This is a genomic window from Pseudomonas sp. EMN2, from assembly GCF_009650555.1.
Taxonomy (GTDB): domain Bacteria; phylum Pseudomonadota; class Gammaproteobacteria; order Pseudomonadales; family Pseudomonadaceae; genus Aquipseudomonas; species Aquipseudomonas sichuanensis.
On record NZ_VZZR01000018.1, the window covers coordinates 113,644 to 140,227 of the forward strand.

Annotated in this window: 19 protein-coding genes; 10 read left to right on the plus strand and 9 right to left on the minus strand. The window is 65.7% G+C overall.

The window, feature by feature from the left end; all coding sequences use genetic code 11:
* Positions 1 to 63 precede the first annotated feature (63 nt).
* The 5 genes from F6X61_RS07380 to F6X61_RS07400 all read left to right on the plus strand — a co-directional run bounded on the left by F6X61_RS07380 (position 64) and on the right by F6X61_RS07400 (position 5,507).
* Entirely contained in the window at positions 64 to 582 is a 519-nt protein-coding gene (locus F6X61_RS07380; protein ID WP_153786035.1) for an RNA polymerase sigma factor, read from the plus strand.
* Positions 579 to 1,523: a FecR domain-containing protein gene (locus F6X61_RS07385; protein ID WP_153786036.1), complete on the plus strand. Its 945-nt coding sequence runs from the start codon at positions 579 to 581 to the stop codon at positions 1,521 to 1,523. Before F6X61_RS07380 ends, F6X61_RS07385 begins: the two co-directional genes overlap by 4 nt.
* A gap of 155 nt (positions 1,524 to 1,678) precedes the next feature.
* The gene (locus F6X61_RS07390) at positions 1,679 to 4,117 is read left to right on the plus strand and encodes a TonB-dependent siderophore receptor (protein WP_153786037.1); all 2,439 of its coding nucleotides are present in this window, start codon (positions 1,679 to 1,681) and stop codon (positions 4,115 to 4,117) included.
* Between the two features lie 101 nt (positions 4,118 to 4,218).
* On the plus strand, positions 4,219 to 5,331 hold the full coding sequence (locus tag F6X61_RS07395) for a PepSY domain-containing protein (RefSeq protein WP_153786038.1): 1,113 nt from the start codon (positions 4,219 to 4,221) through the stop codon (positions 5,329 to 5,331).
* The gene (locus F6X61_RS07400) at positions 5,328 to 5,507 is read left to right on the plus strand and encodes a hypothetical protein (protein ID WP_153786039.1); all 180 of its coding nucleotides are present in this window, start codon (positions 5,328 to 5,330) and stop codon (positions 5,505 to 5,507) included. The genes F6X61_RS07395 and F6X61_RS07400 overlap by 4 nt, the downstream gene beginning before the upstream one ends.
* Before the next feature lie 106 nt (positions 5,508 to 5,613).
* Here F6X61_RS07400 and F6X61_RS07405 read toward each other — a convergent pair whose 3' ends face one another.
* From F6X61_RS07405 to glnE, 8 genes are all read right to left on the minus strand, one after another.
* The gene (locus F6X61_RS07405) at positions 5,614 to 7,059 is read right to left on the minus strand and encodes a lipopolysaccharide kinase InaA family protein (protein ID WP_153786040.1); all 1,446 of its coding nucleotides are present in this window, start codon (positions 7,057 to 7,059) and stop codon (positions 5,614 to 5,616) included.
* Positions 7,059 to 7,811: a lipopolysaccharide kinase InaA family protein gene (locus F6X61_RS07410; RefSeq protein WP_153786041.1), complete on the minus strand. Its 753-nt coding sequence runs from the start codon at positions 7,809 to 7,811 to the stop codon at positions 7,059 to 7,061. Before F6X61_RS07410 ends, F6X61_RS07405 begins: the two co-directional genes overlap by 1 nt.
* On the minus strand, positions 7,808 to 8,542 hold the full coding sequence (locus F6X61_RS07415) for a lipopolysaccharide kinase InaA family protein (protein WP_153786042.1): 735 nt from the start codon (positions 8,540 to 8,542) through the stop codon (positions 7,808 to 7,810). Before F6X61_RS07415 ends, F6X61_RS07410 begins: the two co-directional genes overlap by 4 nt.
* Positions 8,542 to 9,348, minus strand: coding sequence for a lipopolysaccharide core heptose(I) kinase RfaP (rfaP, locus tag F6X61_RS07420; RefSeq protein WP_153786043.1), 807 nt, complete (start codon positions 9,346 to 9,348; stop codon positions 8,542 to 8,544). The genes F6X61_RS07415 and rfaP overlap by 1 nt, the downstream gene beginning before the upstream one ends.
* A complete protein-coding gene (locus F6X61_RS07425) occupies positions 9,345 to 10,469 on the minus strand; it encodes a glycosyltransferase family 4 protein (protein WP_153786044.1) in 1,125 nt (374 codons plus the stop codon). The genes rfaP and F6X61_RS07425 overlap by 4 nt, the downstream gene beginning before the upstream one ends.
* Positions 10,469 to 11,527: a lipopolysaccharide heptosyltransferase I gene (gene waaC, locus F6X61_RS07430; protein ID WP_153786045.1), complete on the minus strand. Its 1,059-nt coding sequence runs from the start codon at positions 11,525 to 11,527 to the stop codon at positions 10,469 to 10,471. Before waaC ends, F6X61_RS07425 begins: the two co-directional genes overlap by 1 nt.
* Positions 11,528 to 12,577 (minus strand): lipopolysaccharide heptosyltransferase II, encoded by a 1,050-nt coding sequence (waaF, locus tag F6X61_RS07435; protein ID WP_153786046.1) that lies wholly within the window; start codon positions 12,575 to 12,577, stop codon positions 11,528 to 11,530.
* Positions 12,578 to 12,799: 222 nt separating this feature from the next.
* Entirely contained in the window at positions 12,800 to 15,733 is a 2,934-nt protein-coding gene (glnE, locus tag F6X61_RS07440; protein ID WP_153786047.1) for a bifunctional [glutamate--ammonia ligase]-adenylyl-L-tyrosine phosphorylase/[glutamate--ammonia-ligase] adenylyltransferase, read from the minus strand.
* A gap of 383 nt (positions 15,734 to 16,116) precedes the next feature.
* Here glnE and aceE point away from each other — a divergent pair, with 383 nt between their 5' ends.
* From aceE to F6X61_RS07465, 5 genes are all read left to right on the plus strand, one after another.
* Positions 16,117 to 18,762: a pyruvate dehydrogenase (acetyl-transferring), homodimeric type gene (gene aceE, locus F6X61_RS07445; RefSeq protein ID WP_153786048.1), complete on the plus strand. Its 2,646-nt coding sequence runs from the start codon at positions 16,117 to 16,119 to the stop codon at positions 18,760 to 18,762.
* Between the two features lie 13 nt (positions 18,763 to 18,775).
* Entirely contained in the window at positions 18,776 to 20,410 is a 1,635-nt protein-coding gene (gene aceF / locus F6X61_RS07450; RefSeq protein ID WP_153786049.1) for a dihydrolipoyllysine-residue acetyltransferase, read from the plus strand.
* 381 nt (positions 20,411 to 20,791) lie between these two features.
* On the plus strand, positions 20,792 to 23,485 hold the full coding sequence (locus tag F6X61_RS07455; RefSeq protein ID WP_153786050.1) for a bifunctional diguanylate cyclase/phosphodiesterase: 2,694 nt from the start codon (positions 20,792 to 20,794) through the stop codon (positions 23,483 to 23,485).
* A gap of 152 nt (positions 23,486 to 23,637) precedes the next feature.
* Complete coding sequence (gene msrA / locus F6X61_RS07460) at positions 23,638 to 24,306, plus strand: peptide-methionine (S)-S-oxide reductase MsrA (RefSeq protein WP_153786051.1); 669 nt, start codon at positions 23,638 to 23,640, stop codon at positions 24,304 to 24,306.
* Positions 24,307 to 24,309: 3 nt separating this feature from the next.
* Positions 24,310 to 24,924, plus strand: a complete 615-nt coding sequence (locus F6X61_RS07465) for a glutathione S-transferase (RefSeq protein WP_153786052.1) — start codon at positions 24,310 to 24,312, stop codon at positions 24,922 to 24,924.
* Positions 24,925 to 25,071: 147 nt separating this feature from the next.
* Here F6X61_RS07465 and creD read toward each other — a convergent pair whose 3' ends face one another.
* On the minus strand, positions 25,072 to 26,400 hold the full coding sequence (gene creD / locus F6X61_RS07470; RefSeq protein ID WP_153786053.1) for a cell envelope integrity protein CreD: 1,329 nt from the start codon (positions 26,398 to 26,400) through the stop codon (positions 25,072 to 25,074).
* Positions 26,401 to 26,584: the final 184 nt, after the last annotated feature.

Sequence of the window (26,584 nt, forward strand, 5' to 3'; positions counted from 1 at the left end):
TGCCTCTGCCACAATCGCGAATAATTATCGTTAGTTAACGCATTCTTTATCGGGGGACGTTCCTTGACGTCTGCGCAAAGCCCACACGCCGACCTGGTCAGCGCGCTGTACCGCGACCATCGCGGCTGGCTGCTGGCCTGGCTGCAACGCAGCACGGCCTGCCGCCAGCGCGCCGAAGACCTGAGCCAGGACACCTTCGTGCGCCTGCTCGGCCGTGAACAGCTGGACGCCCCCCGCGAACCCCGCGCATTCCTGGTTGCCGTGGCCAAGGGCCTGCTGTTCGACCACTTCCGCCGCGCCGCACTGGAACAGGCCTACCTCGCCGAACTGGCGCTGCTGCCCGAAGCCGAGCAGCCCTCGCCAGAACTGCAACACCTGATCCTCGAAGACCTCAAGGCCATCGACCGCCTGCTCGGCAAGCTGTCGAGCAAGGCGCGCGCCGCGTTCCTGCACAACCGCCTGGACGGCCTCGGCCATGCCGAAATCGCCCAGCGCCTGGGGGTTTCGGTTTCCCGTGTGCGCCAGTACATCGCCCAAGGCATGCGCCAGTGCTACATCGCCCTGTACGGGCAGCCGACATGAACAACACCCCCGTTTCCAGCACCGTGCTGGACGCCGCCATCGCCTGGAAGCTGTGCCTGGACGAAGGCAGCGGCAGCCCCGACGAACGCAACGAATTCATGCGCTGGCATGCCGCCCACGAAGAGCATGCCCGCGCCTGGCTACAACTGGGCCTGCTCGACCAGCGTTTCAACAACGCCGCCGGCCCCGCTCGCCATGCCCTGTTGCAGTCGCGTACCGGCATGCGCCGACGCCTCGGCGGGCTGGCCGGCATGCTGCTGCTCGGCGGCGTGCTGGCCTGGGCCGGCATGCCCTCGCTGTCGCCGGACTACTGGCTGGCCGACCAACGTACCGCCACCGGCGAACTGCGCACCCTGCGCCTGGAAGATGGCACGCTGCTGAGCCTGAACAGCCACACCGCCGTGGATATCGACTTCAAGGGCGAACAGCGGCTGATCGTGCTGCACCAGGGCGAGATATCCGTGGAAACCGGGCACGAGGACAGCCGCCCACTGCAAGTGCGCACCGCCGATGGCCGCCTGCGCCCGCTGGGCACACGTTTCCTGGTCAAGCGCGAAGCCGACGGCACCCGCCTGGAAGTCCTGCAATCGTCGGTGGCCGCCAAGCCCCGCGACAGCGGCGACGAGCAGGTCCTGCGCGAAGGCCAGCAAGTGCTGATGAGCACCGAGGGCCTGGGCGCGGTCGGCCCGGTAGCGGTCGGCGCCGATGCCTGGACCCGCGGCATGCTGGTGGTCGACAACGTGCGCCTGGCCGACCTGGTGGCCACCCTCGGCCAGTACCGCAGTGGCCACCTGGGGGTGGCCGACGAGGTCGCCGACCTGCGCGTGAGCGGCAGCTTCCCGCTGACCAACACCGACCTGGCGCTGGCCTCGCTGCAACCGGTCCTGCCGGTGAAGATCGAGCGGCATACGCCGTGGTGGGTAACCGTCAGCCCACGCTGAATGCAACCCCTGCAGGAGCGGCCTTGAGGTTCATCGCGTGGGAGCGGGCTTGCCCCGCGATGGCCCGTTGAGGTTTTTTTTCAAAGCCCCCTGTCACTTTTCAAAACTCACTCGGCAAGGAAGCAGATAGCACTTATCCGTCGAGGAGCCGCCGCATGTCCCGCGCTGTTGATACCTTGCTTCGCCCCAGCCTGATGGCCCTGGCCATCGGCCTGGCCGCCCCGTTGGCCAGCCCTGCCCTGTTCGCTGCCGAACAGTCGGCCCTGCGCACCTATGCGCTGCCCGGCGCACCGCTGGCCAGCACCCTGAACCAGATCGCCAGCCAGGCCGGTATCACCCTGGCCCTGGACCCGGCACTGGTCAGCGGCCGTACCTCGGCCCCGGTCAACGGCCAGTACGACGCCCTCGGCGCCCTGCAGGCTGCCCTGCGCGGCACCGGGCTGCAACTGCAACAGAGCAGCGCCGGCAGCTACAGCCTGGCGGCCGTCCCCGACAGTGCCCTGGCCCTGCCGGAAACCACCGTGAACGCCGCCAGCGACAGCGAAAGCGCCTGGGGCCCGGTGGACGGTTACCTTGCCAAGCGCACCGCCGCCGGCACCAAGACCGACACCGCCCTGGTGGAAGCTCCGCGTTCGATCTCCGTTGCCACCCGCCAGCAGATGAACGACCGCGGCGTGCACAGCCTCGACGACGCCGTGAAATACATGCCGGGCATCGTCTCCGCCAGCTACGGCAGTGACACCCGCTATGACTGGATGCTGGTGCGCGGCTTCGAGCCGACCCAATTCCTCGATGGCCTGCCGCTGCCCCGCGGCGTCTACGCCAACCCAAAAGCCGAAACCTGGAACCTCGACCGCCTGGCCCTGCTGCGCGGCCCGGCTTCGTCGGTGTATGGCCAGACCCCGCCCGGCGGCCTGCTGGACATGGTCAGCCGCCGCCCGCAAGCCGAAAGTGCCCACGAGATCCAGGTGCAGTACGGCAGCGACAACCATCGCCAGATCAACTTCGCCAGCACTGGCAAGATCGACGACCAGGGCCAGTTCCTCTATGGCGTCAGCGGTGTGGTGCGCGACAGCGACACGCAGATCGACCACATCGAGAACAAGCGCTACAACATCGCGCCGAGCCTGACCTGGAACATCGACGACGACACCAAGCTGACCTTCCTCAGCCAGTTCACCCGTGACGACACCGGCGTCACCAGCCAGTTCTACCCGATCCAGGGCACCAAGATCTCGATGCCGTTCGGTGATATCTCCCACCACAAGAACCTCGGCGATCCGGACTACGACTTCTACGACCGCACCTACTACGCGCTGGGTTATGCGTTCGAACACCGCATCAACGATGTCTGGCAGTTCCGCCAGAACATGCGCTACACCAAGTCGGACCTGTCGTTCCAGACCGTCACCGTGCGCAGCTACAACCCGGCCTTCGCCGCCTTTGGCTTTGTCGTGGACGACGAAGGCAACACCGGCCGCGGTACCACCAACGTCGACGAGGACATCAGCCAGTTCGCCGTCGACAACAACCTGCAGGGCGACTTCGACACGGGCGCCGTCAGCCATACCCTGTTGCTCGGCCTGGACCACCAGCGCATGAACAACAACTACACGGCGATCTTCGGCGCCGCAACCAACATCAATGTGAACAACCCGGTGACCGGCGCGCCCATCACCCGCCCGCCACGTTCCGACGCGTTCTACGACTACGACCAGAAAACCCGCCAGACCGGCCTGTACATCCAGGACCAGATGGCCCTGGACAACTGGCGCCTGACCCTGGGTGGGCGCCAGGACTGGGTGAAGACCGATACCCACTTCATCAAGGACGACACCGACAACAGCCAGCTCAACCGCAAGTTCAGCGGCAACGCGGCGATCAGCTACGTGTTCGACTCGGGCTTCGTGCCCTACCTGTCGTACGCCGAGTCGTTCCAGCCCACCAGCAAGGCCGACGTCACCTCGACCAACTCGCTCAAGCCAACCGAAGGCCAGCAGTGGGAACTGGGCATCAAGTACCAGCCACCCGGCTCCAATACCCTGCTCAGCGCAGCGGTGTATGACCTGACCCAGAAGAACGTCTCGGTCACCAGCTTCGTCGGCGCGGTGCCGGTCACCAGCCAGACCGGCGAAGTGAAGGTGCGCGGCCTCGAGCTGGAAGCCACCTCGGACGTGACCGAAAACCTCAAGGTGATCGCCGCCTACACCCTGGCCAAGTCCGAAGTGCAGGATGGCCAGTACAAAGGCAACCGCCTGCAGCTGATGCCGAACCAGCAAGCCTCGCTGTGGGCCGACTACACCTGGCACAGCGGCGTGCTCGATGGCTTCGGCATCGGTGCCGGCGCGCGCTACACCGGCAATACCTATGGCGACCAGGGCAACACCTGGCTGGGCAAGGCCGACGCCTACACGGTGTTCGACGCCTCGGTGCACTACGACCTCGGCCGCCTGGACAACAGCCTCAAGGGCGCGTCGGTGGCGCTCAACGCCAGCAACCTGTTCGACAAGGACTACATCTCCACCTGCGACAGCTTCTACTGCTACTACGGCGACCAGCGCAGCGTCGTCGCCAGCGCCACCTATAAGTGGTAATGGCCATCGCGGGGCAAGCCCGCTCCCACGCATGAAAACACCTGCGTGGGAGCGGGCTTGCCCCGCGATTGCGTTACATAGAGACAAAAGGCTCAACCGTGATGAAAAGCCAAACCATCCGCCGCTGGTCAACGATCCACACCTGGACCAGCCTCATCTGCACCCTCTTCCTGCTCCTGCTCGCCCTCACCGGCCTGCCCCTGATCTTCCACCACGAAATCGAGCACCTGCTGGGCGAAGCCCCCGAATTGCGTGAAATGCCCCCGGGCACCCCGCACCTGGACCTGCAGCAACTGGTGCTCAAGGCCGAGCAGCACCGCCCCGGCGAGGTGATGCAGTACTTCGGCTACGAGAAGGACGAACCCAACGGCGTGGTGGCGATCACCGCCGCTACCGCCGGCACCGACCCGAACGACTCGCACACCTTCATGCTCGACGCCCGCACCGGCGAGGCGGTGGCCATGCCTGCGGCCAACGGCGGCTTCATGATGCTCATGCTGCGCCTGCACGTGGACATGCTCGCCGGGCTGCCGGGCAAGTTGCTGCTGGCCTTCATGGGCGTGCTGTTCGTGCTGGCGATCATCTCCGGCACCGTGCTCTACGCGCCGTTCATGCGCCGCCTGAAGTTCGCCACCGTGCGCCACGAAAAATCATCACGGCTGCGCTGGCTCGACCTGCACAACCTGATCGGCGTGGTCACCCTCAGCTGGGCGCTGGTGGTGGGCGTCACCGGGGTGATCAGCGCGCTGTCCGACCTGGTCATCGCCGCCTGGCGCAACGACAGCCTGGCGGCCATGGTCGCGCCCTACCGCGATGCGCCGCCCCTCACCGAGCGCGCACCTGCCACGGACCTGCTGCGCATCGCCGAACAGGCCGCACCCGGCATGCGCCCGGACTTCATCGCTTTCCCCGGCACACGCTTTTCCAGCGAGCACCACTACGCGGTGTTCATGAATGGCGCCACGCCGCTGACCTCGCACCTGTTCACCCCAGTGCTGATCGACGCCCGCACGCTGCAGGTGACCGCCGTCGGCGAGCGCCCGTGGTACATGGACGCCATGGGCCTGTCGCAGCCGCTGCATTTCGGTGACTACGGCGGGCGGCCGATGCAGATCCTCTGGGCCGTGCTCGACGTGCTGACCATCATCGTGCTCGGCAGTGGCCTGTACCTGTGGTGGGGCAAGCAGCGCAAACCGAAGGAGGCGCGGGCATGAGCCACAACTCGCAAAGCACCGGGCGAATCTTCGCCTGGCCGGCATTGGTGGCGTTGCTGAGTGTCGTCGGGTTGTTCGCCGCGCTGCTCGGGGATGGGATCTGGGACAGCTTGGCCTGGATCGGCCTGGGGGCTTCGGCCGTGCTGGGCCTGAGCGGGTTCTGGCGACGGACTTGATCGTGGGAGCGGGCTTGACGTGGGAGCGGGCTTGACCCGCGATGCTGCCAGCACATTGGATGGCACCGGCTAAGCCGGTGTTCGCGGGGCAAGCCCGCTCCCACGATCAGTGTTCCGTCAAACGCGGTAACACCTTGTCCAGCCGCTGATACAGCGCACTGCTGCGCGGCCAGTTGCGCAGCAGGCGCGCGCGGTCACGGCCGAATGCCGGGGCGAAGCTGAGCTGGGTGGCGTGCTGGCACATGGCGTCGAGGTCGATCAGCGACCAGCGGCCGTTGTCCCAGAACAGGTTGTGGCCCTTGAAGTCACCGTGGCTGATGCGTTCGCGGATCAGCTGCTGCATCAGCTGCACCAGCGCCTCGACCTGCTCATCCGGCGCCTCGCCGCTGTCCACGAACGGCGCAAAGCACGCGGTCAGGTCCGGCCCCTCGACATACTCGGTCAGCAGGTAGGCGCGGTTGCGCAGGCCCAGGGTGCGGGTTTCCAGCACTGCCAGCGGGCGCGGCGTGGCGATTTCGAGAAATTCCAGGCGGTGGCCCTCGATCCACGAATGCCAGGCTCGGCTCGGGCGCCAGAAGCGCTTGAACCAGTGCGCGGTGTTCTTGATGTTGTAGCGTTTGAGCACCAGCGTGCGCCCGCCGACCTCGATCCGCGCGACGCTCGCCGCACCGCCGGTCTTGTACAGGTGGCCCTGGTCGATCAGCGCATCGGCCTGCTCCAGCACCGGCAGCAGTGCCTCGGCCTCTGGGCGACGCACCGCGCGCAAGCCCGACAGGGTGCGCGCGACGCTGAACAGCGTGCACTCGCGCCCGGCCTTCTCCAGGTAATCCTTCAGGCGCCAGTTGCGCACTTTGTCCACCTGCTTCTGCAGGGCTTCGAGCGGCAGCGCGTGCTCGGCGTTGGCCATCACATAATGCACCAGCGCCTCTTCGATGAACGGTTCCAGGCGCTTGGGCAACTGGGCGAACAGCACCCCGAGGTTTTCCAGCACACGCTGACGCGACAGTTGCTGGCCAGGCGTTTCGGCCTTGATGCCAGCGCCATCGATCAGGTACACCCGGCCGGCCTGGCGCAGCAGGTTGTCCAGGTGCAGGTCTTCCTGCCACAGGCCCTTGGCGTGCATCTGCGCCACTGCCGTGAGCGCCTCGCCCAGCACCGCGTGCTGCTCGTCGGCGAGCATCGGCAGATGCTCAACGGCGGCCCAGGCGTCGGCCAGGCTTTCGGCGTGATCGAGGAACTCGAACAGCAACCAGCCGCCCTCGCCGTCCTTCAGGCCATCGGCCAACAATTGCGGCGTGGTCAGGCCTTGTTCGGCCAAAAGGCGCACGCCATCGAGCTCACGCTGGAAATGCCGAGCGGCGTTACCACCCACCAGCAACTTGGCCAGCACCGGGGTGCCGCGCCAGATACCGGCGCCGACATAGCGCTGGCCGGGCAGCACGCGCAGCAGGCTGAGCAGTTGCAGGTCGGCTTTGCCCGCAGCATCGGCGAGGGTGACGGTCAGCGGCAACGACGGGCTGCGCCCGAGGCCCTTCAATTCGGACAGTTGCATCAGCGGGCCTCTTTATGGCGACGGCGTTGCGTCAGGCGTTGCAGCCAGGCATTCACCTGGGCGCTGTCCACCGGCTGTTGCAGGTAGGCACCGAGCAGTTCGCGCACGTCCGCCTCGCTCCAGGCACGGGCGCGACGCAACAGCGGCTCCAGGTCCTTGACCCGGTCGCGCTGACCGAACAGCAGCGGGCGGGTCTTCTCCAGGTCGATCAGCTGCGCCTGCCAGCCTTCGCGGCGCTCGCGCAGGAAGATGTGCTTGGGGTAGAAACAGCCATGCATCTGCCCGGCGCCGTGCAGGGTGCGGGCCAGCTGGCCGCAAGCCTGCAGGATGCCCCGGCGCTGCCCCTCGGGCAGCTGCGGCCATTGCTCCAGCAAACGCTCAAGGTCGCTCCAGTCGTCCAGCGCGCGGGTCATCAGGATCGCCCGGTGCTGGCCGGCCTGCTTGCGCTCGCCGAAGAAAACCGCCTGCAACGCCGGGATTTCCAGCTTCTGGTAGCGGCTGATGTTGCGAAATTCCCGGGCGAAGGTCGGTTCGCCAAACGGCCGTTGCAGGCTGCGGGTCAAGTAGTCGCACTGGCGCTTGAGGTAGTAGCCCTTGCCCTCCAGCTCCAGGCGGAACACGCTGCTCCAGCCGCCACGGCCGGTGTTGGGCTCGTCCACGGCGTCCAGCTGCAGGGCCCACAGTGCTTCGAAATCGCTCAGGCCATGGCGCTTGAGCAGCGCCTGGTCGGCGCTGGCCAGGTAATCGGTCATTCCCTTCCCTCGAAAAAGCTCAGCACCTGGCGGATGCGCCGCTTGTCGCGGGCAGTCAGGCGCGCGTGCCGGCGGTACTGCAGGTAGAAGCGCAGGCGCTGGGTCGCCGACAGGTGGTATTTGGCGACCTTGTCCAGGCACGCCAGGTCCTTGATCAGCCGGTGACGGAGCATGAAGCCGCGCCAGAAATCGCCGGTCGGGCAGTCGATGAAGAACAGCGTGCCCTGGTCGTCCACCAGCAGGTTGCGCCACTTCAGGTCGTTGTGGGCGAAGTGATGGTCGTGCATCTCGCGGGTATGCCGGGCCAGCTGACGGCTGACATGGTCGACCCAGGCGCGATCCTTCAACCGTGGGTCGTTGCGCTCGGCCAACGCCGACAGGTCCTCGGTGTTCGGCAGCTCGCGGGTGATCATCGCCCCGCGGCCAAAGGCCAGGCCGTTGCGTTCCAGGCCCCAGGCAACCACCTCGGCGGTGGGGATGCCCCATTTGGCGAACTGCTTGAGGTTCTGCCATTCGGCCTTGATCCGCGGGCGCCCCAGGTAGCGACGCATGTGCTTGCCGGCACCGGTGTAGCGTTTGACGTAATACCAGACGCCGTCGCGCTGCACACGGATGACCTCGCTGAGCGGGTCGCGGGTCAGGTGCTCGCCCTGCAGGGCGAATACCGTGTCCAGGCTACCGAAGTCCGCCGCCAGCCATTCGTAGCCCGGCGCCAGTATCCAACCCGCCATCAGAGCGCATCCCCATAGCGTTGCTTGCGTTCGTAGAGTTTCTGCGCCTTGCTTTGCAGCCAGGCCAGCAGTGCGGCTTCCTCCTTGAGCACTTCGCGCAATGGCCGCTGGAAGTAGCCGCGCAGGAAGCGCAGCTTGTCACGACGGGTCAGGCCGATATCCAGTGCCGAGAAGTACAGCGCGGCCAGGTCCTTGTCGCGCCAGCGCCGGGTGATTGTCGCCCGGGTCTGTGCCCGGTGCAGGTCGATCACCGACAGTTTGAAGTCATCCGCCGTCACCGGGCGGTCGGTGTGCAGCAGGAAATGGCAGATGTAGCAGTCGCGGTGGTTGACCCCGGCGCGGTGCATGCCGCCGGTCATCTTCGCCACCTCGGCGATCAGCGCACGCTTGAGCCGTGGCTCGGGCGGCTGGCGGACCCAGTCGAGGCTGAAGTCTTCCAGGCTGACGGTCGGCGCCAGCTCTTCGGTGACGATGAACGAGTGCTGGGTGGCCGGGTTACTGCCGCGCTCGCCGTAGGCGACTGCGGTCATGGTCGGCACACCGACCTCGTGCAGGCGCTGGATGGCCCGCCATTCCTGGCCGGCGCCGAGCACCGGCAGCTTGGCGCTGAACAGGTTCTTGAAGATCTCGCCCCAGCCGATGCCACGGTGGATCTTGACGAAAAAGCCCTCGCCATCGACCTCGGTACGCAGCGTGCGGCGGCCTTCCAGCTCGCGGTACACCTCGCCCTGCAGCTGCTCGACGGCCTCGAACGGGTCGCGCCCGGCCCACAGGCGCTTGAACGGTTCGGCCAGTATCAGCTTCATGCGGTCTCCTGGCCGAGGATCACGTCGGCGGCATGCTGCGGCATGCTGTACAGGTCGGCGCTGTCGGCAAAGGCCACGCCATTGCGCGACCAGGCCGCGCGGGCCTCGGCGTCTTCGAGCATGCGTTGCAGGTAGCTGTTGAGCTGCTCCTGCTCGAAGGGGTCGTCCAGCACCAGGCCGCTGTCGGCCTCGGCGATGTAGTGGGCGTAGCCGCACACCTTCGAGACCAGCACCGGCAACCCGGCGACCAGCGCTTCGAGCAGCACGGTGCCGGTGTTTTCGTTGTACGCCGGGTGGATCAGCAGGTCGGCCCCCAGCAGGAAGCGCGGAATATCGCTGCGGCCCTTGAGGAACTGCACCTGCTCGCCCAGGCCCAGGGTGGCGCTCTGCAGCTGGAACACCTTGGGGTCGTCCTGGCCGATGACCATAAGCCGGGTGCGCTTGCGCAGGGCCGAAGGCAGCGCGGCCAGGGCCTTGAGGCTGCGGTCCACGCCCTTGGTCTTGAAGCCCGAGCCGATCTGCACCAGCAGCAGCTCGTCGTCGGCCAGGCCGAACTCCTTGCGGAACTCGGCGCGGATGGCGTCGGCATCGGCCGGACGGCGGCGGTCCTGGGAGATCCCCGGCGGCAGCAGGTGAAAGCGTGCCTCGGGGGTGTCGTAGTGCTTGATGAACAGTGGCTGCTGCACTTCGGAGATCATCAGGATCTCGGTGTGGGCATCCTTGGCGAACACCGCCCGCTCGTACTCGGCGAAATGGCGGTAGCGGCCCCAGCGGCGGTACAGGCCGCCGCGCAGGGTCTGGGCCTTGTCCTCAAAGCAGCCGTCGGCGGCGTAGTACACGTCCAGCCCAGGCATCTTGTTGAAGCCGATCAGGCGGTCGACCGGGCGCTTGGCCAGGTCCGCCGCCATCCAGGCGCTGAGCTTCTCGTTGCGCCGGTGGTTGAACAGCGCTTTTACCGGCGCCACCAGCACCTCGAAGCCCGGCGGAACATCACCTTCCCAGATCAGCGTGTACACGCGGATCTGGTGGCCACGTTTCTGGCACTCCAGGGCGATGCGCATGAAATCGCGCTGCAGCCCGCCAAAAGGGAAGTATTTGTAGAGTACGAAAGCCAGTTGCATCAACGAACATCCTCAGCCAGCAGCAGCGCGCTCAAGCGGCCCGCTACATGCTCGGGATTCAGGCGAGTGAAGCACAGCGGCCACTCGCGTTTGAGATCGAACCGGCGCAGGTCCTCGGCGCTCGGTTTGTAGGTGCACTTCTTCTGCAGGCACGGGGCGCAGGAGAAGTTGCTCGCCTGGTGGATCTGGGCGCGTCCGTAGGCACCGGTCAAACCAGGGTTGGTGGGGCCGAACAGCGAAATGGTCGGCACATCCAGCGCAGCGGCCAAGTGGCCCAGGCCGGTATCGACCGCCACGCAGGCCTTGGCGGCCGCCAGCACGCGGGCGACGCCGACCAGGTTCAACTTGGGCAGTACCTGGCAGTTGTTCAAGCCCTGGGCGATGCGCTCGGCGCGGGCCTTCTCCGCCGGGTTGCCCCACGGCAGCATCACCTGCAGCTTGCGCCGGCCCATGCGCTCGGCCAGCTCGCGCCAGTAGGCTTCCGGCCAGTGCTTGGTGGCCCAGGTGGTGCCATGCAGGAACACCACGTAGGGCGCCGCTGGCGGCAGTTGCAGGCGGTTGAGATCCAGGCCGTAGTTGCCCAGGCCCTCGGGCAGGTCGTAGGCCAGGGCCATGGCGAACAGCTGGCGCACGCGCTCGACGGCGTGCTGGCCGACGGCGACCGACAGGCGCCGGTCATAGAAGCGACTGGCCAGGCCTTCACGGGCCGAATAGCGGTCGAGCCCGGCCACCGGCGCTTTCACGTAGCGGGTCAGCCAGGCCGATTTGACCAGCCCCTGGGCGTCGATCACCAGGTCGTATTTACGCTCGCGCAGGCGTTGCTTGAAGGCCTTGAACTCGCCGCTCTTGATGGTCTGCCAGAGGTTCTTGCGCCAGCGACGGATGGCCACCGGGATCACCTGGTCGACCGCCGGGTGCCAGCTGGGGATCTCGGCAAAGCCCTCTTCCACCACCCAGTCGAAACGGATGCCGGGGATGGCGTGGGCGGCGTCGGTGAGCGCCGGGAGGGTGTGGATGACGTCGCCCAGGGACGACGTCTTGATGATCAGGACCCGCACTCAGTCGACCTCTGCCACGCTATCGATCAGGTTCGGCCCGCCCAGGCTATGCAGGGCGGCAATCACCTTGGCCGGCTCGAGCAGACGCAGGCAATTGTAGTGGCCGAAGCGGCAGGTGCGGTCGAAGCAGGGGCTGCATTCGATGCCGGTGCGCACCACCTCGACCTGCTCGGCCAGCGGCGGGGTGAAGCCCGGCGAAGTCGAGCCGTACACCGCCACCAGCGGGCGGTTCAACGCCGCGGCCACGTGCATCAGGCCGGAGTCGTTGGAGACCACGGCATTGGCGCAGGACATCAGGTCGATGGCCTCGGCCAGCGAGGTTTCGCCGGCCAGGTTGTACGACTCTTCACGCAGGCCCGGGATCAGCCGCTCGCGAATCTGCTCGCCCACCGGGTGATCGTTCTTCGAGCCGAACAGCCACACCTGCCAGCCCTGGCGGATCATGGCATCGGCGACTTCGGCGTAATGCTCGGCCGGCCAGCGCTTGGCTTCGCCGAACTCGGCGCCGGGGCACAGGGCCAGTACCGGGCGATCCAGTTGCAGGTTGAACTTGGCCAGGGCCGCGTCGCGGCTCTGGGCCTCGATCTGCAGGCTGGGGCGTGGGTAAGGTTGCGGCAGTTCGGTGCCCGGTGCGTAGGCCAGGGCCATGAAGCGCTCGATCATCAGCGGGTAGCGCGCCTTGTCCAGCTTGCGCACGTCGTTGAGCAGCAGGTAGCGCATTTCGCCGCGCCAGCCGGTGCGCTTGGGGATGCCGGCGAAGTACGGCACCAGCGCCGACTTGAGCGAGTTGGGCAGCAGGATCGCCTGGTCGTACTGGCCGGCCAGCGACTTGCCGATGCGCCGGCGGGTAGCCAGTTCCAGCGCGCCGTGGCCGAGCGGGAAGCTCAAGGCCTGGCGCACTTCGGGCATGCGCTCGAGGATCGGCCGGCTCCACTCGGGGGCCAGCACATCGATCACGCAGTCGGGGTGCTGCTGTTTCAGGCACTGGAACAAGGTCTGCGCCATCACCATGTCGCCGACCCAGCTGGGGCCAATGATCAGTATTTTCATGCTTTATCCAGAAACATTCGGGGAGGCTGCAGGCTGCGTTACAACCTGGCCTCCCCTCTTTATATTCAGGCTATGTGGCGGACAGTGTACCACCGGTGGCTCACGGTCGTGGTCGAGGCCCCTGTGGGAGCGGGTTTACCCGCGAACACGGGCGTAGCCCGTGCCAACCACCGCGGTGCATTCTTCGCGGGTAAACCCGCTCCCACAGGGCCTGCACCAGCCTCAAGTCAGGCCCAACTCACCCCAGATCCGCCGCACCTCGCGGCGCTCATCGACGAACTGCGCCGCATCGATCACCCCGGCCTGCTTCTGCAAGGCCTGGCGGTGCGACGCCGCGCGGAACGCCTTGTACACCTCACGCAGCAGCACGGCGTCGGCGGCGGGCATCAGCCCGGCCTGCTCCAGCTCTTCGAGGATGCGGATGTTGTCGGTCCAGCGCAGTATGGCCGCGTGGTCGTGGGACCAGGCCAAAGCGGCGTATTGCACCATAAATTCGATATCGACGATACCGCCGGCATCCTGCTTGATATCGAAGGGTTGCCCGGCATCGAAGGCGTTGCCCGCGGTACCTGCAGCGGTGCCCTTGGTGCCCAGGTTGTCGCGCATCTTGGCGCGCATCTCGCTCACTTCGGCGCGCAGTTTGTCCAGGTCGCGGGCCTTGCCCAGCACCCCTGCGCGCACCGTCTCGAACGCCGCCGCCACCTGCTTGCAACCTACCAGCACGCGGGCGCGTACCAGCGCTTGATGCTCCCAGGTCCAGGCTTCGTTCTGCTGGTAGCGCTCGAAGGCGCCGAGCGAGCTGACCAAAAGGCCCGAGGCGCCGGACGGGCGCAGGCGCATGTCGACGTCGTAGAGCTGCCCGGAGTTGGTCTGGGTGGTCAGCAGGTGAATGATGCGCTGGCCCAAGCGAGTGAAGAACTGCGCGCTGTCGATGGGCTTGGCGCCATCGGTCTCGGCCTGCGGGTCGCCATCGTGGATGAACACCAGGTCCAGGTCCGAGCCGTGGCCCAGCTCGATGCCACCGACCTTGCCGTAGCCGACGATGATGAAGCCCGGGTCACACAGGCTGCCGTCACTGCGCTTGGGCTGGCCATGGCGGCTGACGGTCTGGCGCCAGGCCAGGGCCAGCACCTGGTCGAGGATGGCTTCGGCCAGCCAGGTCAGGTAGTCGCTGACCTTCATCAACGGCAGGTTGCCGGTGATCTCGGACGCCGCCACGCGCAGGCTGTGGGCCAGCTTGAAGTGGCGCAGCGCTTCCATCTGCTGTTCAAGGTCATCCTCGGGGATGCGGGTCAGGCGCTCGCGCAGCTCGGCGGCCAGCTCCGGCGCCAGGGGCGGGCTGAACAGGCGGCCTTCGTTGAGCAGTTCGTCGAGCAGCAAGGGGTAACGGGCGATCTGCTCGGCGATCCACGGGCTGGCCGCGCACAGGGTCAGCAGGCGGCGCAGGGCGCCGGGGTTTTCGGTGAGCAGCACCAGGTAGGCCGAACGGCGGGCCACGGCCTCGACCAGTGGCAGCACGCGCTCCAGCACCAGGTCCGGGTTGTCGTGCTCCACGGCCTGGGCCAGCAGGCGCGGAATGAAGGCGTCCAGGCGTTCGCGGCCGATACGCTGCATCGAGCGCAACGACGGGCTGACGCGCAGGGCGGTCAGGCGGCGCAGGGCATCGGCGGGCTGTTTGAAGCCGGCTTCCTCGAGTTGGCGACAGGCCGCCTCTTCATCCTGGGCCTGTTCCCACAGCGGCGACCATTCGCCGCCCACCACCAGCTCGCCTTCGGCTTCGTCTTCATCGGGGTCGGCGATCACCTGGCGGAAGTGCCAGTCGATGCGCCCGCGCCACTCCATCAGTTGCGCGTGGAAGCTGGCCCAGTCGGCAAAGCCGAGCATGTAGGCAATACGCTCACGGTCGGTGTCGTCATCCGGCAGCATCTGGGTCTGGCGGTCGGCGATGGCCTGGATCGCATGTTCGGTGTAGCGCAGGAACTCATAGCCCTCGCGCAGCTCGGCGACCACCGCCGGCGGCAGGTAGCCCTGCCCCTCCAGGGTCGCCAGCACTTTGAGCAAGGGCCGTTGCTGCAGGCTGAGGTCGCGCCCGCCGTGGATCAGCTGGAAGGCCTGGGCAATGAACTCCACCTCGCGGATGCCACCGGCGCCGAGCTTGATGTTGTCGGCCATGCCTTTGCGCCGCACTTCCTGCTGGATCAGCTGCTTCATGGTGCGCAGCGCTTCGATGGCGGAGAAATCCAGGTAACGCCGGTACACGAACGGGCGCAGCATTTCCTGCAACTGCGCGCCGGCCGCCTGGTCGCCGGCAACCACCCGCGCCTTGATCATCGCGTAGCGCTCCCAGTCGCGGCCCTGGTCCTGGTAGTACTGCTCCAGCGCATTGAAGCTCAGCACCAGCGAGCCAGCCGAACCGTAAGGGCGCAGGCGCATGTCGACGCGGAACACGAAGCCGTCGACAGTGACCGGGTCGAGCGCCTTGATCAGGCGCTGGCCCAAGCGGGTGAAGAACTCCTGGTTGTCCAGCGAGCGCTTGACCCCGGTAGTCTCGCCGCCTTCGGGGAAAGCGAAGATCAGATCGATGTCGGAAGACAGGTTGAGCTCCACCGCGCCCAGTTTGCCCATGCCCAGCACCACCATGTGCTGCACTTCGCCGCTGCGGTTGCCGATGGGCGTGCCGAACTGCTGGCAGTGGCGCGGGTAAAGCCAGGCATAGGCTTCATCTATACAGGCATCGGCAAGGTCGGACAGGTCGCGGCAGGTTTCGCCCAGGGCCGCACTGCGGGTGATGTCGCGCCAGATGATGCGCAGCTGCTGGCGGTTGCGCTCACGGCGCAGGTTGCGCGCCAGTTCGTCCTCGCTCTGGGCGGCCTGGGTTACGGCGTTGATCTGCCCGCGCAGCTCGCCGGGGGCATAGGGCCGATCGAGCTCGCCACCTTGCAGCAAGCCGAACAGCATGGCCGGGTCGCGCTGGGCCTGGGCCAGCACGAAGTCACTCGCTGCGCACACCTGGTCGAACTGCCGTCGCTGCTCGGCGCTCCAGCCGTCCGGGTTCAGCCCAGGGTGCCCGGCCAGCGCATCGCGCAGGAACTGTTGATTGCGGGCAACCAGCGGTTGCAGGGCGGCAGGCAGATCGAGCGGCAAAGGCAGGCGCATGGTCTATCCTTGATCGGCGTGAAAGAGAGGGGTTGGAGCGGTCGAACGGGGGCCGGACCACGGTTGGACTGTCATACAAAAGTTAGAAATAGCTGAAAATTCTGAATTTCTAGTAAGAAACATCAACAAACACCTAACTCGAACACAGATTCAACCGACGGGAACGTTTTTCCCCACAACCCGGGATGCGACAAACCGTCGCATTTGTGTAGTTTTACTACTACCCATGCCGTGCAAAAGCATGAAATCCGAAAGCATTTGTAGTAAAACTACACCGCGCCGGATGACTGTCCGGTAATCCAAGAATTCACGACGTCTGCCCATAAGGCCAGTCGCAAACTCAGGCCCCCGATTCTGGTGGCCTTTCCGCCCTGGAGCAAGCCATGCAAGACCTCGATCCAATCGAAACCCAGGAATGGCTGGATGCCCTGGAGTCGGTCCTCGACAAAGAAGGCGAAGACCGCGCTCATTACCTGATGACCCGTATGGGCGAGCTGGCCACCCGCAGTGGTTCGCAGCTGCCGTATGCCATCACCACGCCGTACCGCAACACCATCCCTGTCACCCACGAAGCACGCATGCCTGGCGACCTGTTCATGGAACGCCGCATTCGCTCGATGGTGCGTTGGAACGCCCTGGCCATGGTCATGCGCACCAACCTGAAAGACTCGGACCTGGGTGGCCACATCTCGAGCTTCGCCTCCAGCGCCACGCTGTACGACATCGGCTTCAACTACTTCTTCCAGGCCCCGACCGAAGAACACGGCGGCGACCTGATCTTCTTCCAGGGCCACGCCTCGCCAGGCGTCTACGCCCGCGCCTTCATGGAAGGCCGCATCAGCGAAGACCAGATGAACAACTTCCGTCAGGAAGTGGACGGCAACGGCCTGTCTTCGTACCCGCACCCATGGCTGATGCCTGACTTCTGGCAGTTCCCGACCGTTTCGATGGGCCTGGGCCCGATCCAGGCGATCTACCAGGCACGCTTCATGAAGTACCTGGAAGCCCGTGGCTTCATCCCGGCCGGCAAGCAGAAGGTCTGGTGCTTCATGGGCGACGGCGAGTGCGACGAGCCGGAATCCCTGGGCGCGATCGCCCTGGCCGGCCGCGAGAAGCTGGATAACCTGATCTTCGTCATCAACTGCAACCTGCAGCGCCTCGACGGCCCGGTTCGCGGCAACGGCAAGATCATCCAGGAACTCGAAGGCGTGTTCCGCGGCGGTGGCTGGAACGTCAACAAAGTCGTCTGGGGCCGTTTCTGGGACCCACTGCTGGCCAAGGACACCAACGGTGCCCTGCAGCGCCGCATGGACGAAGTCATCGACGGCGAGTACCAGAACTACAAAGCCAAAGACGGCGCGTACGTTCGTGAGAACTTCTTCAACACCCCAGAGCTCAAGGCCATGGTCGAAGACCTGTCCGACGAGGAGATCTGGAAGCTCAACCGTGGCGGCCACGACCCGTACAAGGTCTACGCGGCTTACCACCAGGCTGTGAACCACAAAGAGCAGCCGACCGTCATCCTGGCCAAGACCATCAAGGGTTATGGCACCGGTGCCGGCGAAGCCAAGAACACCGCGCACAACACCAAGAAGGTCGACGTCGACAGCCTGCGTCACTTCCGTGACCGCTTCGACATCCCGGTCAAGGATGCCGACCTCGAGAACCTGCCGTTCTTCAAGCCGGAAGAAGGTTCCGCCGAAGCCAAGTACCTGGCCGAGCGCCGCGCCGCCCTGGGTGGTTTCGTGCCGCAGCGCCGTGCCCAGAGCTTCAGCGTGCCGACCCCACCGCTGGAAACCCTGAAAGCGATCCTCGACGGCTCGGGCGACCGCGAAATCTCCACCACCATGGCCTTCGTGCGCATCCTGGCGCAGCTGGTCAAGGACAAGGAAATCGGCCAGCGCATCGTCCCGATCATCCCGGACGAAGCCCGTACCTTCGGTATGGAAGGCATGTTCCGCCAGCTGGGCATCTACTCGTCGGTCGGCCAGCTCTACGAGCCAGTCGATAAAGACCAGGTGATGTTCTACCGCGAGGACAAGAAGGGCCAGATCCTCGAAGAAGGCATCAACGAAGCCGGCGCCATGTCGTCGTTCATCGCTGCCGGTACTTCGTACAGCTGCCACAACCAGCCGATGCTGCCGTTCTACATCTTCTACTCGATGTTCGGCTTCCAGCGTATCGGCGACCTGGCCTGGGCCGCTGGCGACAGCCGCACCCGTGGCTTCCTGATCGGCGGTACCGCCGGCCGTACCACCCTCAACGGTGAAGGCCTGCAGCACGAAGACGGTCACAGCCACATGATGGCGGGCACCATCCCGAACTGCCGCACCTACGATCCGACCTACGGCTACGAGCTGGCGGTGATCATCCAGGACGGCATGAAGAAGATGACCGAAGAGCAACAGGACATCTTCTACTACATCACCGTGATGAACGAATCCTACCAGCAGCCAGCCATGCCGGCCGGTGTCGAGGAAGGCATCATCAAGGGCATGTACCTGCTGGAAGAAGACACCCGCGAAGCCGCGCACCACGTACAGCTGATGGGCTCCGGCACCATCCTGCGCGAAGTCCGCGAAGCGGCGAAGATCCTGCGTGAAGAGTTCAACGTCGGTGCCGACGTGTGGAGCGTCACCAGCTTCAACGAACTGCGTCGAGACGGCCTGGCCGTGGAACGCGCCAACCGCCTCAAGCCAGGCCAGAAGCCTCAGACCACCTACGTGGAAGAGTGCCTGGCCGGTCGCAAAGGCCCGGTCATCGCCTCCACCGACTACATGAAGCTGTTCGCCGAGCAGATTCGCCAGTGGGTACCGAGCAAAGAATTCAAAGTCCTGGGTACCGACGGTTACGGTCGCAGCGACAGCCGCAAGAAGCTGCGTCACTTCTTCGAAGTCGACCGCCACTTCGTGGTGCTGGCTGCCCTGGAAGCCCTGGCTGACCGTGGCGAGATCGAACCCAAGGTTGTGGCTGACGCCATCGTCAAGTTCGGCATCGACCCGGACAAGCGCAACCCACTGGACTGCTGAGGAGTATTTTTAAGTGAGCGAACTCATTCGCGTACCTGACATCGGCAGCGGTGAAGGTGAAATCATCGAGCTGTTCGTCAAGGTCGGTGACCGTATCGAGGCCGACCAGAGCCTGCTGACCCTGGAGTCCGACAAGGCCTCCATGGAGATCCCGGCCCCCAAGGCCGGCATCGTCAAGGAACTGAAGGTCAAGCTGGGCGACCGCCTGAAAGAAGGCGACGAGCTGCTGGTACTGGAAGTCGAGGGTGCCGCTTCGGCGCCCGAGGCTCCGGCCGCCGCTGCCCCGGCTGCCGCACCGGCGCCGGCTGCCGAAGCCGCCCCTGCTGCCGCGCCAGCCGCAGCAGCCCCGGTGGCTGCCAGCGTGCAGGACATCCACGTGCCGGACATCGGCTCGTCGGGCAAGGCCAAGATCATCGAAGTGCTGGTCAAGGTCGGCGATACCGTCGAAGCCGACCAGTCGCTGATCACCCTGGAGTCCGACAAGGCCTCCATGGAAATCCCGTCGCCTAGCGCCGGCGTGATCGAAGCCGTGCTGTGCAAGCTGGAAGACGAAGTCGGCACTGGCGATCTGATCTTCAAGATCAAGGCCGCAGGCGCCGCCCCTGCTGCTGCACCGGCTCCGGCCGCTGCTGCTCCGGCTGCCGCTCCTGCACCGGCCGCCGCTCCAGCCGCTGCTCCGGCCCCTGCTGCCGCCCCTGCTCCGGTCGCGACCGCGCCGGCAGCCGGCAGCAACGCCAAAGTTCACGCAGGCCCGGCTGTTCGTCAGCTGGCCCGTGAATTCGGCGTCGACCTGGGTGCGGTCGCCGCCACCGGCCCGCACGGCCGTATCCTGAAAGAAGACGTTCAGGTTTACGTCAAGGCCATGATGCAGAAGGCCAAGGAAGCCCCAGCCGCCGGTGCCACCGGTGGTGCAGGCATCCCGCCGATCCCGGCCGTGGACTTCAGCAAGTTCGGTGAAGTGGAAGAAGTGGCCCTGACCCGCCTGATGCAGGTCGGCGCCGCCAACCTGCACCGCAGCTGGCTGAACGTGCCGCACGTCACTCAGTTCGACTCGGCCGACATCACCGAGCTGGAAGCCTTCCGCGTCGCGCAGAAAGCCGTCGCCGAAAAAGCCGGCGTCAAGCTGACCGTGCTGCCGCTGCTGCTCAAGGCCTGCGCCTTCCTGCTCAAGGAACTGCCGGACTTCAACAGCTCGCTGGCGCCAAGCGGCAAGGCGATCATCCGCAAGAAGTACGTGCACATCGGCTTCGCCGTGGACACCCCGGATGGCCTGCTGGTCCCTGTGATCAAGAACGTCGACCAGAAGAGCCTGCTGCAACTGGCTGCCGAAGCCGCGGCGCTGGCCGAAAAAGCCCGCACCAAGAAGCTCTCGGCCGACGACATGCAGGGCGCCTGCTTCACCATCTCCAGCCTCGGCCACATTGGCGGCACCGGCTTCACGCCGATCGTCAACGCGCCTGAGGTGGCTATCCTGGGCGTCTCCAAGGCGACCATGCAGCCGGTCTGGGATGGCAAGGCCTTCCAGCCCAAGCTGATGCTGCCGCTGTCGCTGTCCTACGATCACCGTGTGATCAACGGCGCCGCCGCCGCGCGCTTCACCAAGCGCCTGGGCGACGTGCTGGGCGACATCCGCACCATGCTGCTGTAACCCGCTGTTTGCCTGCCTTCCCTCGGGAAGGCAGGCACCCCTTTCGAGCTGCCACGCTCGTACCTCAACCCCGCCAATTGGCGGGGCTTTTTTTGCCTGTTCGAAGCGTTTCAGCGACCTGAAACGTGGGAGCGGCGGTGCGCCGATGCGACTTGCCCCGCGATTGCGATACCAGCCCTCAATCGTAGCGCCCGGGGATAGGTAATCGCGGGGCAAGCCCGCTCCCACGCTTAAAACTGCGCCTTGCTTCAGATTTCATCTGTTTTGCCGACAACCTGCACACAGCATCCCGTATGGCCGCTTGCCAGCCCACGGGACATGATGCAACCTTGCCCGATGCGCCGCGTTCCAGGCGGCGCTCCCTGTTCAAGCGAGTCTTCGATGAAAAGCCAACCCGATGCCGCCAGCCGAGTGGCGGCCGAGGTCGTCACGCAGCTCCCCGTGCCCTCGCGGCTCGGCATGCTGCGTTTCGAACGGCTGAACGAAGCCAGCTGGGCCATGCTCTACGTCGACCCCGCCTGCGAGCGGCAATTCGGCCTGGCCGCCGCCGAACTCTGCGCCTTGATCGGCTCGCCCTACGCCAGCCTCATGGAGCCGGAGGCACGCTACAAACTGCACGACGAGATCCAGCTGCAACTGGCCCGACGCGGCCACTACCGCGTGCGCTATACCCTGCACGCCGGCCCCACGCCGCTGCGCCTGCTGGAAGCGGGCGAAAGCTACAAGCAGCACAACCGCCAGCTGCTGCGTGGCTACCTGACGGTGATGGACGACCAGCAAGACGACTCCCCAGATCTCGACGCAAACGATCTCGAGTCCCGCAACAACCGCCTGCAACTGGCCCTGCAGCTCAATCAGCGCGCCCAGCAGGAACAGCTCGAACACCTGGAGCGGGTGCGTGCCCAACAGGACCTGATCCTGCGCCTGGCCCGCCAGCGCTACAGCATCGGCAACTCGCTGCTCGAAGCCGCCGAACTGATCACCCAGAGCGCCTGCGAGATCTACAAGGTCGACTGCGCCAGCATCTGGTACCTGCACGATCAACGCCTGGAGCCGATCAGCGCTTGGTACCACCACGAGCGGCTGCACCGCCTGCCCGCGCCGATCGACGCCAGCCGCTTCCCCGACTACCTCGAAGCCCTGCACGCCAGCCGCGCCATCGATGCCCACAACGCCAGCCACGACCCGCGCACCCGCGAAATGGCCGAGCTGCTCTACCCCACCGACGACAACGCCATGCTCGATGCCAGCATCCGCATCGACGGCCAGGTGGTGGGGGTGCTGTGCCTGGAGCAGACCGGCCGGCCAAGGGCCTGGCAGTCGGACGAGATCGCCTTTGCCGGCGAGCTGGCCGACCAATTCGCGCAAGTGATCAACAACCACAACCGGCGCACCGCCGCCAGCGCGCTGCACCTGTTCCAGCGCGCCGTGGAGCAGAGCGCCAGCGCCTTCCTGCTGGTCAACCGCGACGGCGTGGTGGAGTACGTGAACCCCAGCTTCACCGCCATCACCCAATACAGCACCGAGGAAGTCCAGGGCCACCACCTGGCCGAGCTGCCGGCGCTGGAAAACCTGAGCGAGCTGCTGTTCGACTCCCCCTCCAGCCTGGCCATGGGCAACAGCTGGCAGGGCGAGTTCAAGAGCCGGCGCAAGAACCTCGAGCCTTACTGGGGCCAGCTGTCGATCTCCAAGGTGTACGGCGACAACCGCGAGCTGACGCACTACATCGGCATCTACGAAGACGTCACCCAGACCAAGCTGGCGCAACAACGCATCGAGCGCCTGGCCTACACCGACAACCTGACCAACCTGGGCAACCGCCCGGCGTTCATCCGCAACCTCGACGAGCGCTTCGCCCGCGACAGCAGCAGCCCGATCTGCCTGCTGCTGGTGGACATCGACAACTTCAAGCGGATCAACGACAGCCTCGGCCACCAGACCGGCGACAAGCTGCTGATCAGCCTGGCCCGGCGCCTGCGCAACAGCCTGAGCAGCGGCGGCAGCCTGGCGCGCTTCGCCAGCAACGAATTCGCCGTGCTGCTCGACGACACCTCCCTCGAAGACGGCCAGGGCGTGGCCCACCAGTTGCTGCGCACCCTCGACAAACCGATGTTCGTCGACAACCAGCTGATCAACGTCACCGCCTCCGTGGGCCTGGCCTGCGCACCGCTGCACGGCAGCGACCCGGCCACCCTGATGAAGAACGCAGGCCTGGCCCTGCACAAGGCCAAGGCCAACGGCAAGCACCAGGTGCAGGTGTTCACCGAAGTGCTCAATGCCGAGGCCAGCTACAAGCTGTTCGTCGAGAACAACCTGCGCCGGGCGCTGACCCAGAACGAACTGGAAGTGTTCTACCAGCCCAAGCTGTGCCTGCGCAGCGGCCGCCTGCTCGGGCTCGAGGCACTGCTGCGCTGGAACCACCCGGAGCGCGGCATGATCCGCCCCGACCAGTTCATCAGCGTGGCCGAAGAAACCGGCCTGATCATCCCCATCGGCAAGTGGGTGGTGCGCCAGGCCTGCCGCATGAGCCTGGAGCTGCGCGAGGCCGGCATGGGCAACCTGCACGTGGCCATCAACCTGTCGCCCAAGCAGTTCTCCGACCCGGAGCTGGTGAGCTCGATCGGCAGCATCATCAAGGAAGAGGCGCTGCCGCCTCACCTGCTGGAGCTGGAGCTGACCGAAGGCCTGCTGCTCGAAGCCAGCGAAGACACCCACCGCCAGCTCGACGAGCTCAAGGCCCTGGGCCTGACCCTGGCCATGGACGACTTCGGCACCGGTTACTCGTCGCTGAGCTACCTGAAGAAATTCCCGATCGACATCATCAAGATCGACCGCAGCTTCATCAACGAGATCCCCGACAACCAGGACGACATGGAGATCACCTCGGCGGTGGTGGCCATGGCCCACAACCTCAAGCTCAAAGTGGTCGCCGAGGGCATCGAGACGCCGGAGCAGCTGGCGTTCCTGCGCAGGCACCGCTGCGACGTCGGCCAGGGTTACCTGTTCGACCGGCCGATTCCCGGGCGCGAGTTGACCGAAAAGCTGCGCCGCTATCCGCGTGGGCCGCTGGCCTGACAGCGGCCTAAACCTCGGGCACTATAGAAGCCATTCGGGCCCTATCGCGGGGCAAGCCCGCTCCCACGCCAGAATCTCAATCGGCGTGGGAGCGGGCTTGCCCCGCGATAGGGCCAACACCTATCCCACTGAAAAAACACAGAGGAACGGCCATGACCCTGCGTTCGGAAATCCTGGTGAACAAAAACGTCCTGCCCACCGCAGAACAGGCCCTGCCTGGCCGCGAAACCCCGATGACCCTGCCCGAGTTCCACTACGTGTTCGAAGGCACCCCGCTGCTCGGCCCGTTCTTCGAAGGCGACATCGACTTCGCCATCTTCGCCCTGGGCTGCTTCTGGGGCGCCGAGCGCCGCTTCTGGCAGCGCGAAGGCGTGGTCAGCACCGTGGTCGGCTACGCCGGCGGCTTCACCCCCAACCCCACCTACGAAGAAGTCTGCTCGGGCCTGACCGGCCACACCGAAGTGGTGCTGGTGGTGTTCGACAAGAACAAGGTCAGCTACCGCGAACTGCTGGCGATGTTCTGGGAGCTGCACAACCCGACCCAGGGCATGCGCCAGGGCAACGACATCGGCACCCAGTACCGCTCGGCCATCTACTGCACCTCGCCGCAGCAACTCGAAGAAGCCAAGGCCAGCCGCGAAGCCTTCCAAGCCGAACTGGGCAAGGCCGGCTTCGGCGAGATCACCACCGAGATCGCCCAGGCACCGACCGTGTACTTCGCCGAGGCCTACCACCAGCAGTACCTGGCCAAGAACCCCGACGGCTATTGCGGCATCGGCGGCCTGGGCGTGTGCCTGCCACCCAGCCTGCAAGGTAACTGAGCCATGATCCTGTTCCATTCGCCGTTGTCGCCGTTCGTGCGCAAGGTCATGGTGGTGCTGCACGAGACCGGGCAACTGGGCGACGTCACCCTGCAAGGCGTGAACATCAGCCCGGTAAGCGGCGACGAGCAGCTCAACCAGGGCAACCCGATCGGCAAGATCCCGGCCCTGCGCCTGGACGATGGCAGTGTGCTGCATGACAGCCGGGTGATCTGCGAGTACCTCGACAGCCGCCACGTCGGCAACCCGCTGCTGCCCCGCGAGGGCTCGGCGCGCTGGCGCCGGCTGACCCTGGCCTCCCAGGCTGACGCGATCATGGATGCCGCGGTGGGTACCCGCTATGAAACCTTCCTGCGCCCGGCGGACAAGCAGTGGGCGGGTTGGGTCGAAGCCCAGAGCGAGAAGATTCGCCGCAGCCTGGCCAATCTTGAACAGGAGCACCTGGCGGAGCTGGCCTCGGGGTTCGACCTTGCGGCCATTGGCGTGGCTTGTGCGCTGGGGTATCTGGATCTGCGCCAGCCGGAGTTTGGCTGGCGTGAGCAGCAGCCTGGGTTGGCGGCGTGGTATGCCGAGGTCAGCCAGCGGGCGTCGATGCTAGCCACTGCGCCGCAAGGCTGAAGGGCCTCTTCGCGGGTAAACCCGCTCCCACAGGTACAGTACAGATCCTGTGGGAGCGGGTTTACCCGCGAAGGCCTCACCTCGGTGTTACAGGAAACAGCATTCCAATTTTAACGGCCAACCACCGCCCCACCTCTCTATCCTCCCTCATCCCAACCTCCCCACCCGCGACCAGTCCAGCCGGCGGGTCAGCACCATGAACACCCCAAGCAAACCAAAGCACAGCAGCGAGCCCATCAGCAGCGCATAGTCCTCAGCGCTGAGCAGCCCATAGAGCATGCCGTACAGAGCCGCCAGCCCCGCCGCAAAGCCCACCCCGCGCCCCAGGCTGCGCAGTACATGCGCCAGGTAGAAGCCGATCAGCAGCACACATCCCGACGCCGACAGCCCATAGGCCAGGCCAAAGCCCAGGTGCTCCGACAGCGACAGCAGCAACAGGTAGAAGAACGCCAGGGCCACGCCCACCAGGATGTATTGCACCGGGTGCACGCTGAGGCCCTTGAGCACCTCGAACAGGAAGAAGCCGGCAAAGGTCAGGGCGATGAACAACAGCGCATACTTGATCGCCCGCTCGCTCTTGAGGTACTGGTCCACCGGGTCGACGAAGCTCACGCCGAAGGTGGTGCCCAGGAACACGTTGCAGGTCTGCGGGCTGACGCACTGGTCCAGGGCGTCTTCCAGGTTGGTGGCAAAGAACGAGGTCTGCCAGTGGGCGGTGAAGCCGGTGTCGTCGATATCGCGACGGGTCGGCAGGTAGCTGCCGATGAAGCTGGGGTGCGGCCAGTTGGCGCGCATGGCCACGCTGCTGCTGCGGCCCACCGGCAGCACATGCAGCTGGCCGGTGCCCTGCAGGGCGATGTCAAAGCCGTAGTCGAAGGCCCGTGCCTGCTGGCCATCGAGCTGCGGCAGCGGCACATGCACGCCGGCGCGCATCCAGTCCAATCCGGTGCCGGCCTCGAAGGCCAGTTGCTGGTCGTCGAACTTCAGCTCCAGGCCGCTCTCGATGCCGCGGATATCGCTGATGCCCACCACCAGGTACGGCTTGTCGAAGCGGTAGTCGTCGTAGTCCTTGTCGATGCCCCAGCGCTCGGGCAGCTTGAAACGGCCCTTGATGCTGCCCTTGGCGTGGAACAGCCGGGCCTGGTAAATGCCACGGGCGCGCAGCTCGGTCTCCACGCCGATGTCGGCATCCATGGTTTCCGGCAGAAAGTACAGGTTGCCATTGAGGGTGTAGGTTTCCTGAACGCTCTGGCCGTCCTTTTCGATCCAGCGGCGTTCGTACTTGCGGTAGGGCACTACCACCATCGGGCCGCTGATCTGCTGCTCGAAGCTGGAACTGCGGGCGATATCGCGCAACACATCGTCACGCAGGCTCTGCCGTTCGTCGATGAGGCCGCCAATCATGAATAGCGGGATGAGCAACAGCAGGATCAGTACGGCGATGGTGCCGAGCTTGAATCCGAGGGTCTTGTTCATGGGTGAGGCTCCGTGTGCGATGGAGCCAGTGTCTGCCCGCTGCGTGGAGCCCTCAGGGAGGGAATGTGGAGATTGTGTGGAGATTGCATGCATGGCAACCGTGGGAGCGGGCTTGCCCCGCGATGAGGCCCGATCAAGCAGTGAGGTTGTCTGGGCTGGCCTCATCGCGGGGCAAGCCCGCTCC

Excerpts from the sequence above, each read along its gene's own strand:
- msrA (WP_153786051.1), top strand. The coding sequence starts at position 23,638 with ATGACCCTGCGTTCGGAAATCCTGGTGAACAAAAACGTCCTGCCCACC.
- waaF (WP_153786046.1), bottom strand. The coding sequence starts at position 12,577 with ATGAAAATACTGATCATTGGCCCCAGCTGGGTCGGCGACATGGTGATG.
- glnE (WP_153786047.1), bottom strand. The coding sequence starts at position 15,733 with ATGCGCCTGCCTTTGCCGCTCGATCTGCCTGCCGCCCTGCAACCGCTG.
- F6X61_RS07410 (WP_153786041.1), bottom strand. The coding sequence starts at position 7,811 with ATGACCGATTACCTGGCCAGCGCCGACCAGGCGCTGCTCAAGCGCCAT.
- F6X61_RS07400 (WP_153786039.1), top strand. The coding sequence starts at position 5,328 with ATGAGCCACAACTCGCAAAGCACCGGGCGAATCTTCGCCTGGCCGGCA.
- creD (WP_153786053.1), bottom strand. The coding sequence starts at position 26,400 with ATGAACAAGACCCTCGGATTCAAGCTCGGCACCATCGCCGTACTGATC.
- aceE (WP_153786048.1), top strand. The coding sequence starts at position 16,117 with ATGCAAGACCTCGATCCAATCGAAACCCAGGAATGGCTGGATGCCCTG.
- F6X61_RS07415 (WP_153786042.1), bottom strand. The coding sequence starts at position 8,542 with ATGGCGGGTTGGATACTGGCGCCGGGCTACGAATGGCTGGCGGCGGAC.
- F6X61_RS07455 (WP_153786050.1), top strand. The coding sequence starts at position 20,792 with ATGAAAAGCCAACCCGATGCCGCCAGCCGAGTGGCGGCCGAGGTCGTC.
- F6X61_RS07405 (WP_153786040.1), bottom strand. The coding sequence starts at position 7,059 with ATGCAACTGTCCGAATTGAAGGGCCTCGGGCGCAGCCCGTCGTTGCCG.
- rfaP (WP_153786043.1), bottom strand. The coding sequence starts at position 9,348 with ATGAAGCTGATACTGGCCGAACCGTTCAAGCGCCTGTGGGCCGGGCGC.
- F6X61_RS07465 (WP_153786052.1), top strand. The coding sequence starts at position 24,310 with ATGATCCTGTTCCATTCGCCGTTGTCGCCGTTCGTGCGCAAGGTCATG.
- F6X61_RS07385 (WP_153786036.1), top strand. The coding sequence starts at position 579 with ATGAACAACACCCCCGTTTCCAGCACCGTGCTGGACGCCGCCATCGCC.
- F6X61_RS07395 (WP_153786038.1), top strand. The coding sequence starts at position 4,219 with ATGAAAAGCCAAACCATCCGCCGCTGGTCAACGATCCACACCTGGACC.
- F6X61_RS07390 (WP_153786037.1), top strand. The coding sequence starts at position 1,679 with ATGTCCCGCGCTGTTGATACCTTGCTTCGCCCCAGCCTGATGGCCCTG.
- F6X61_RS07425 (WP_153786044.1), bottom strand. The coding sequence starts at position 10,469 with ATGCAACTGGCTTTCGTACTCTACAAATACTTCCCTTTTGGCGGGCTG.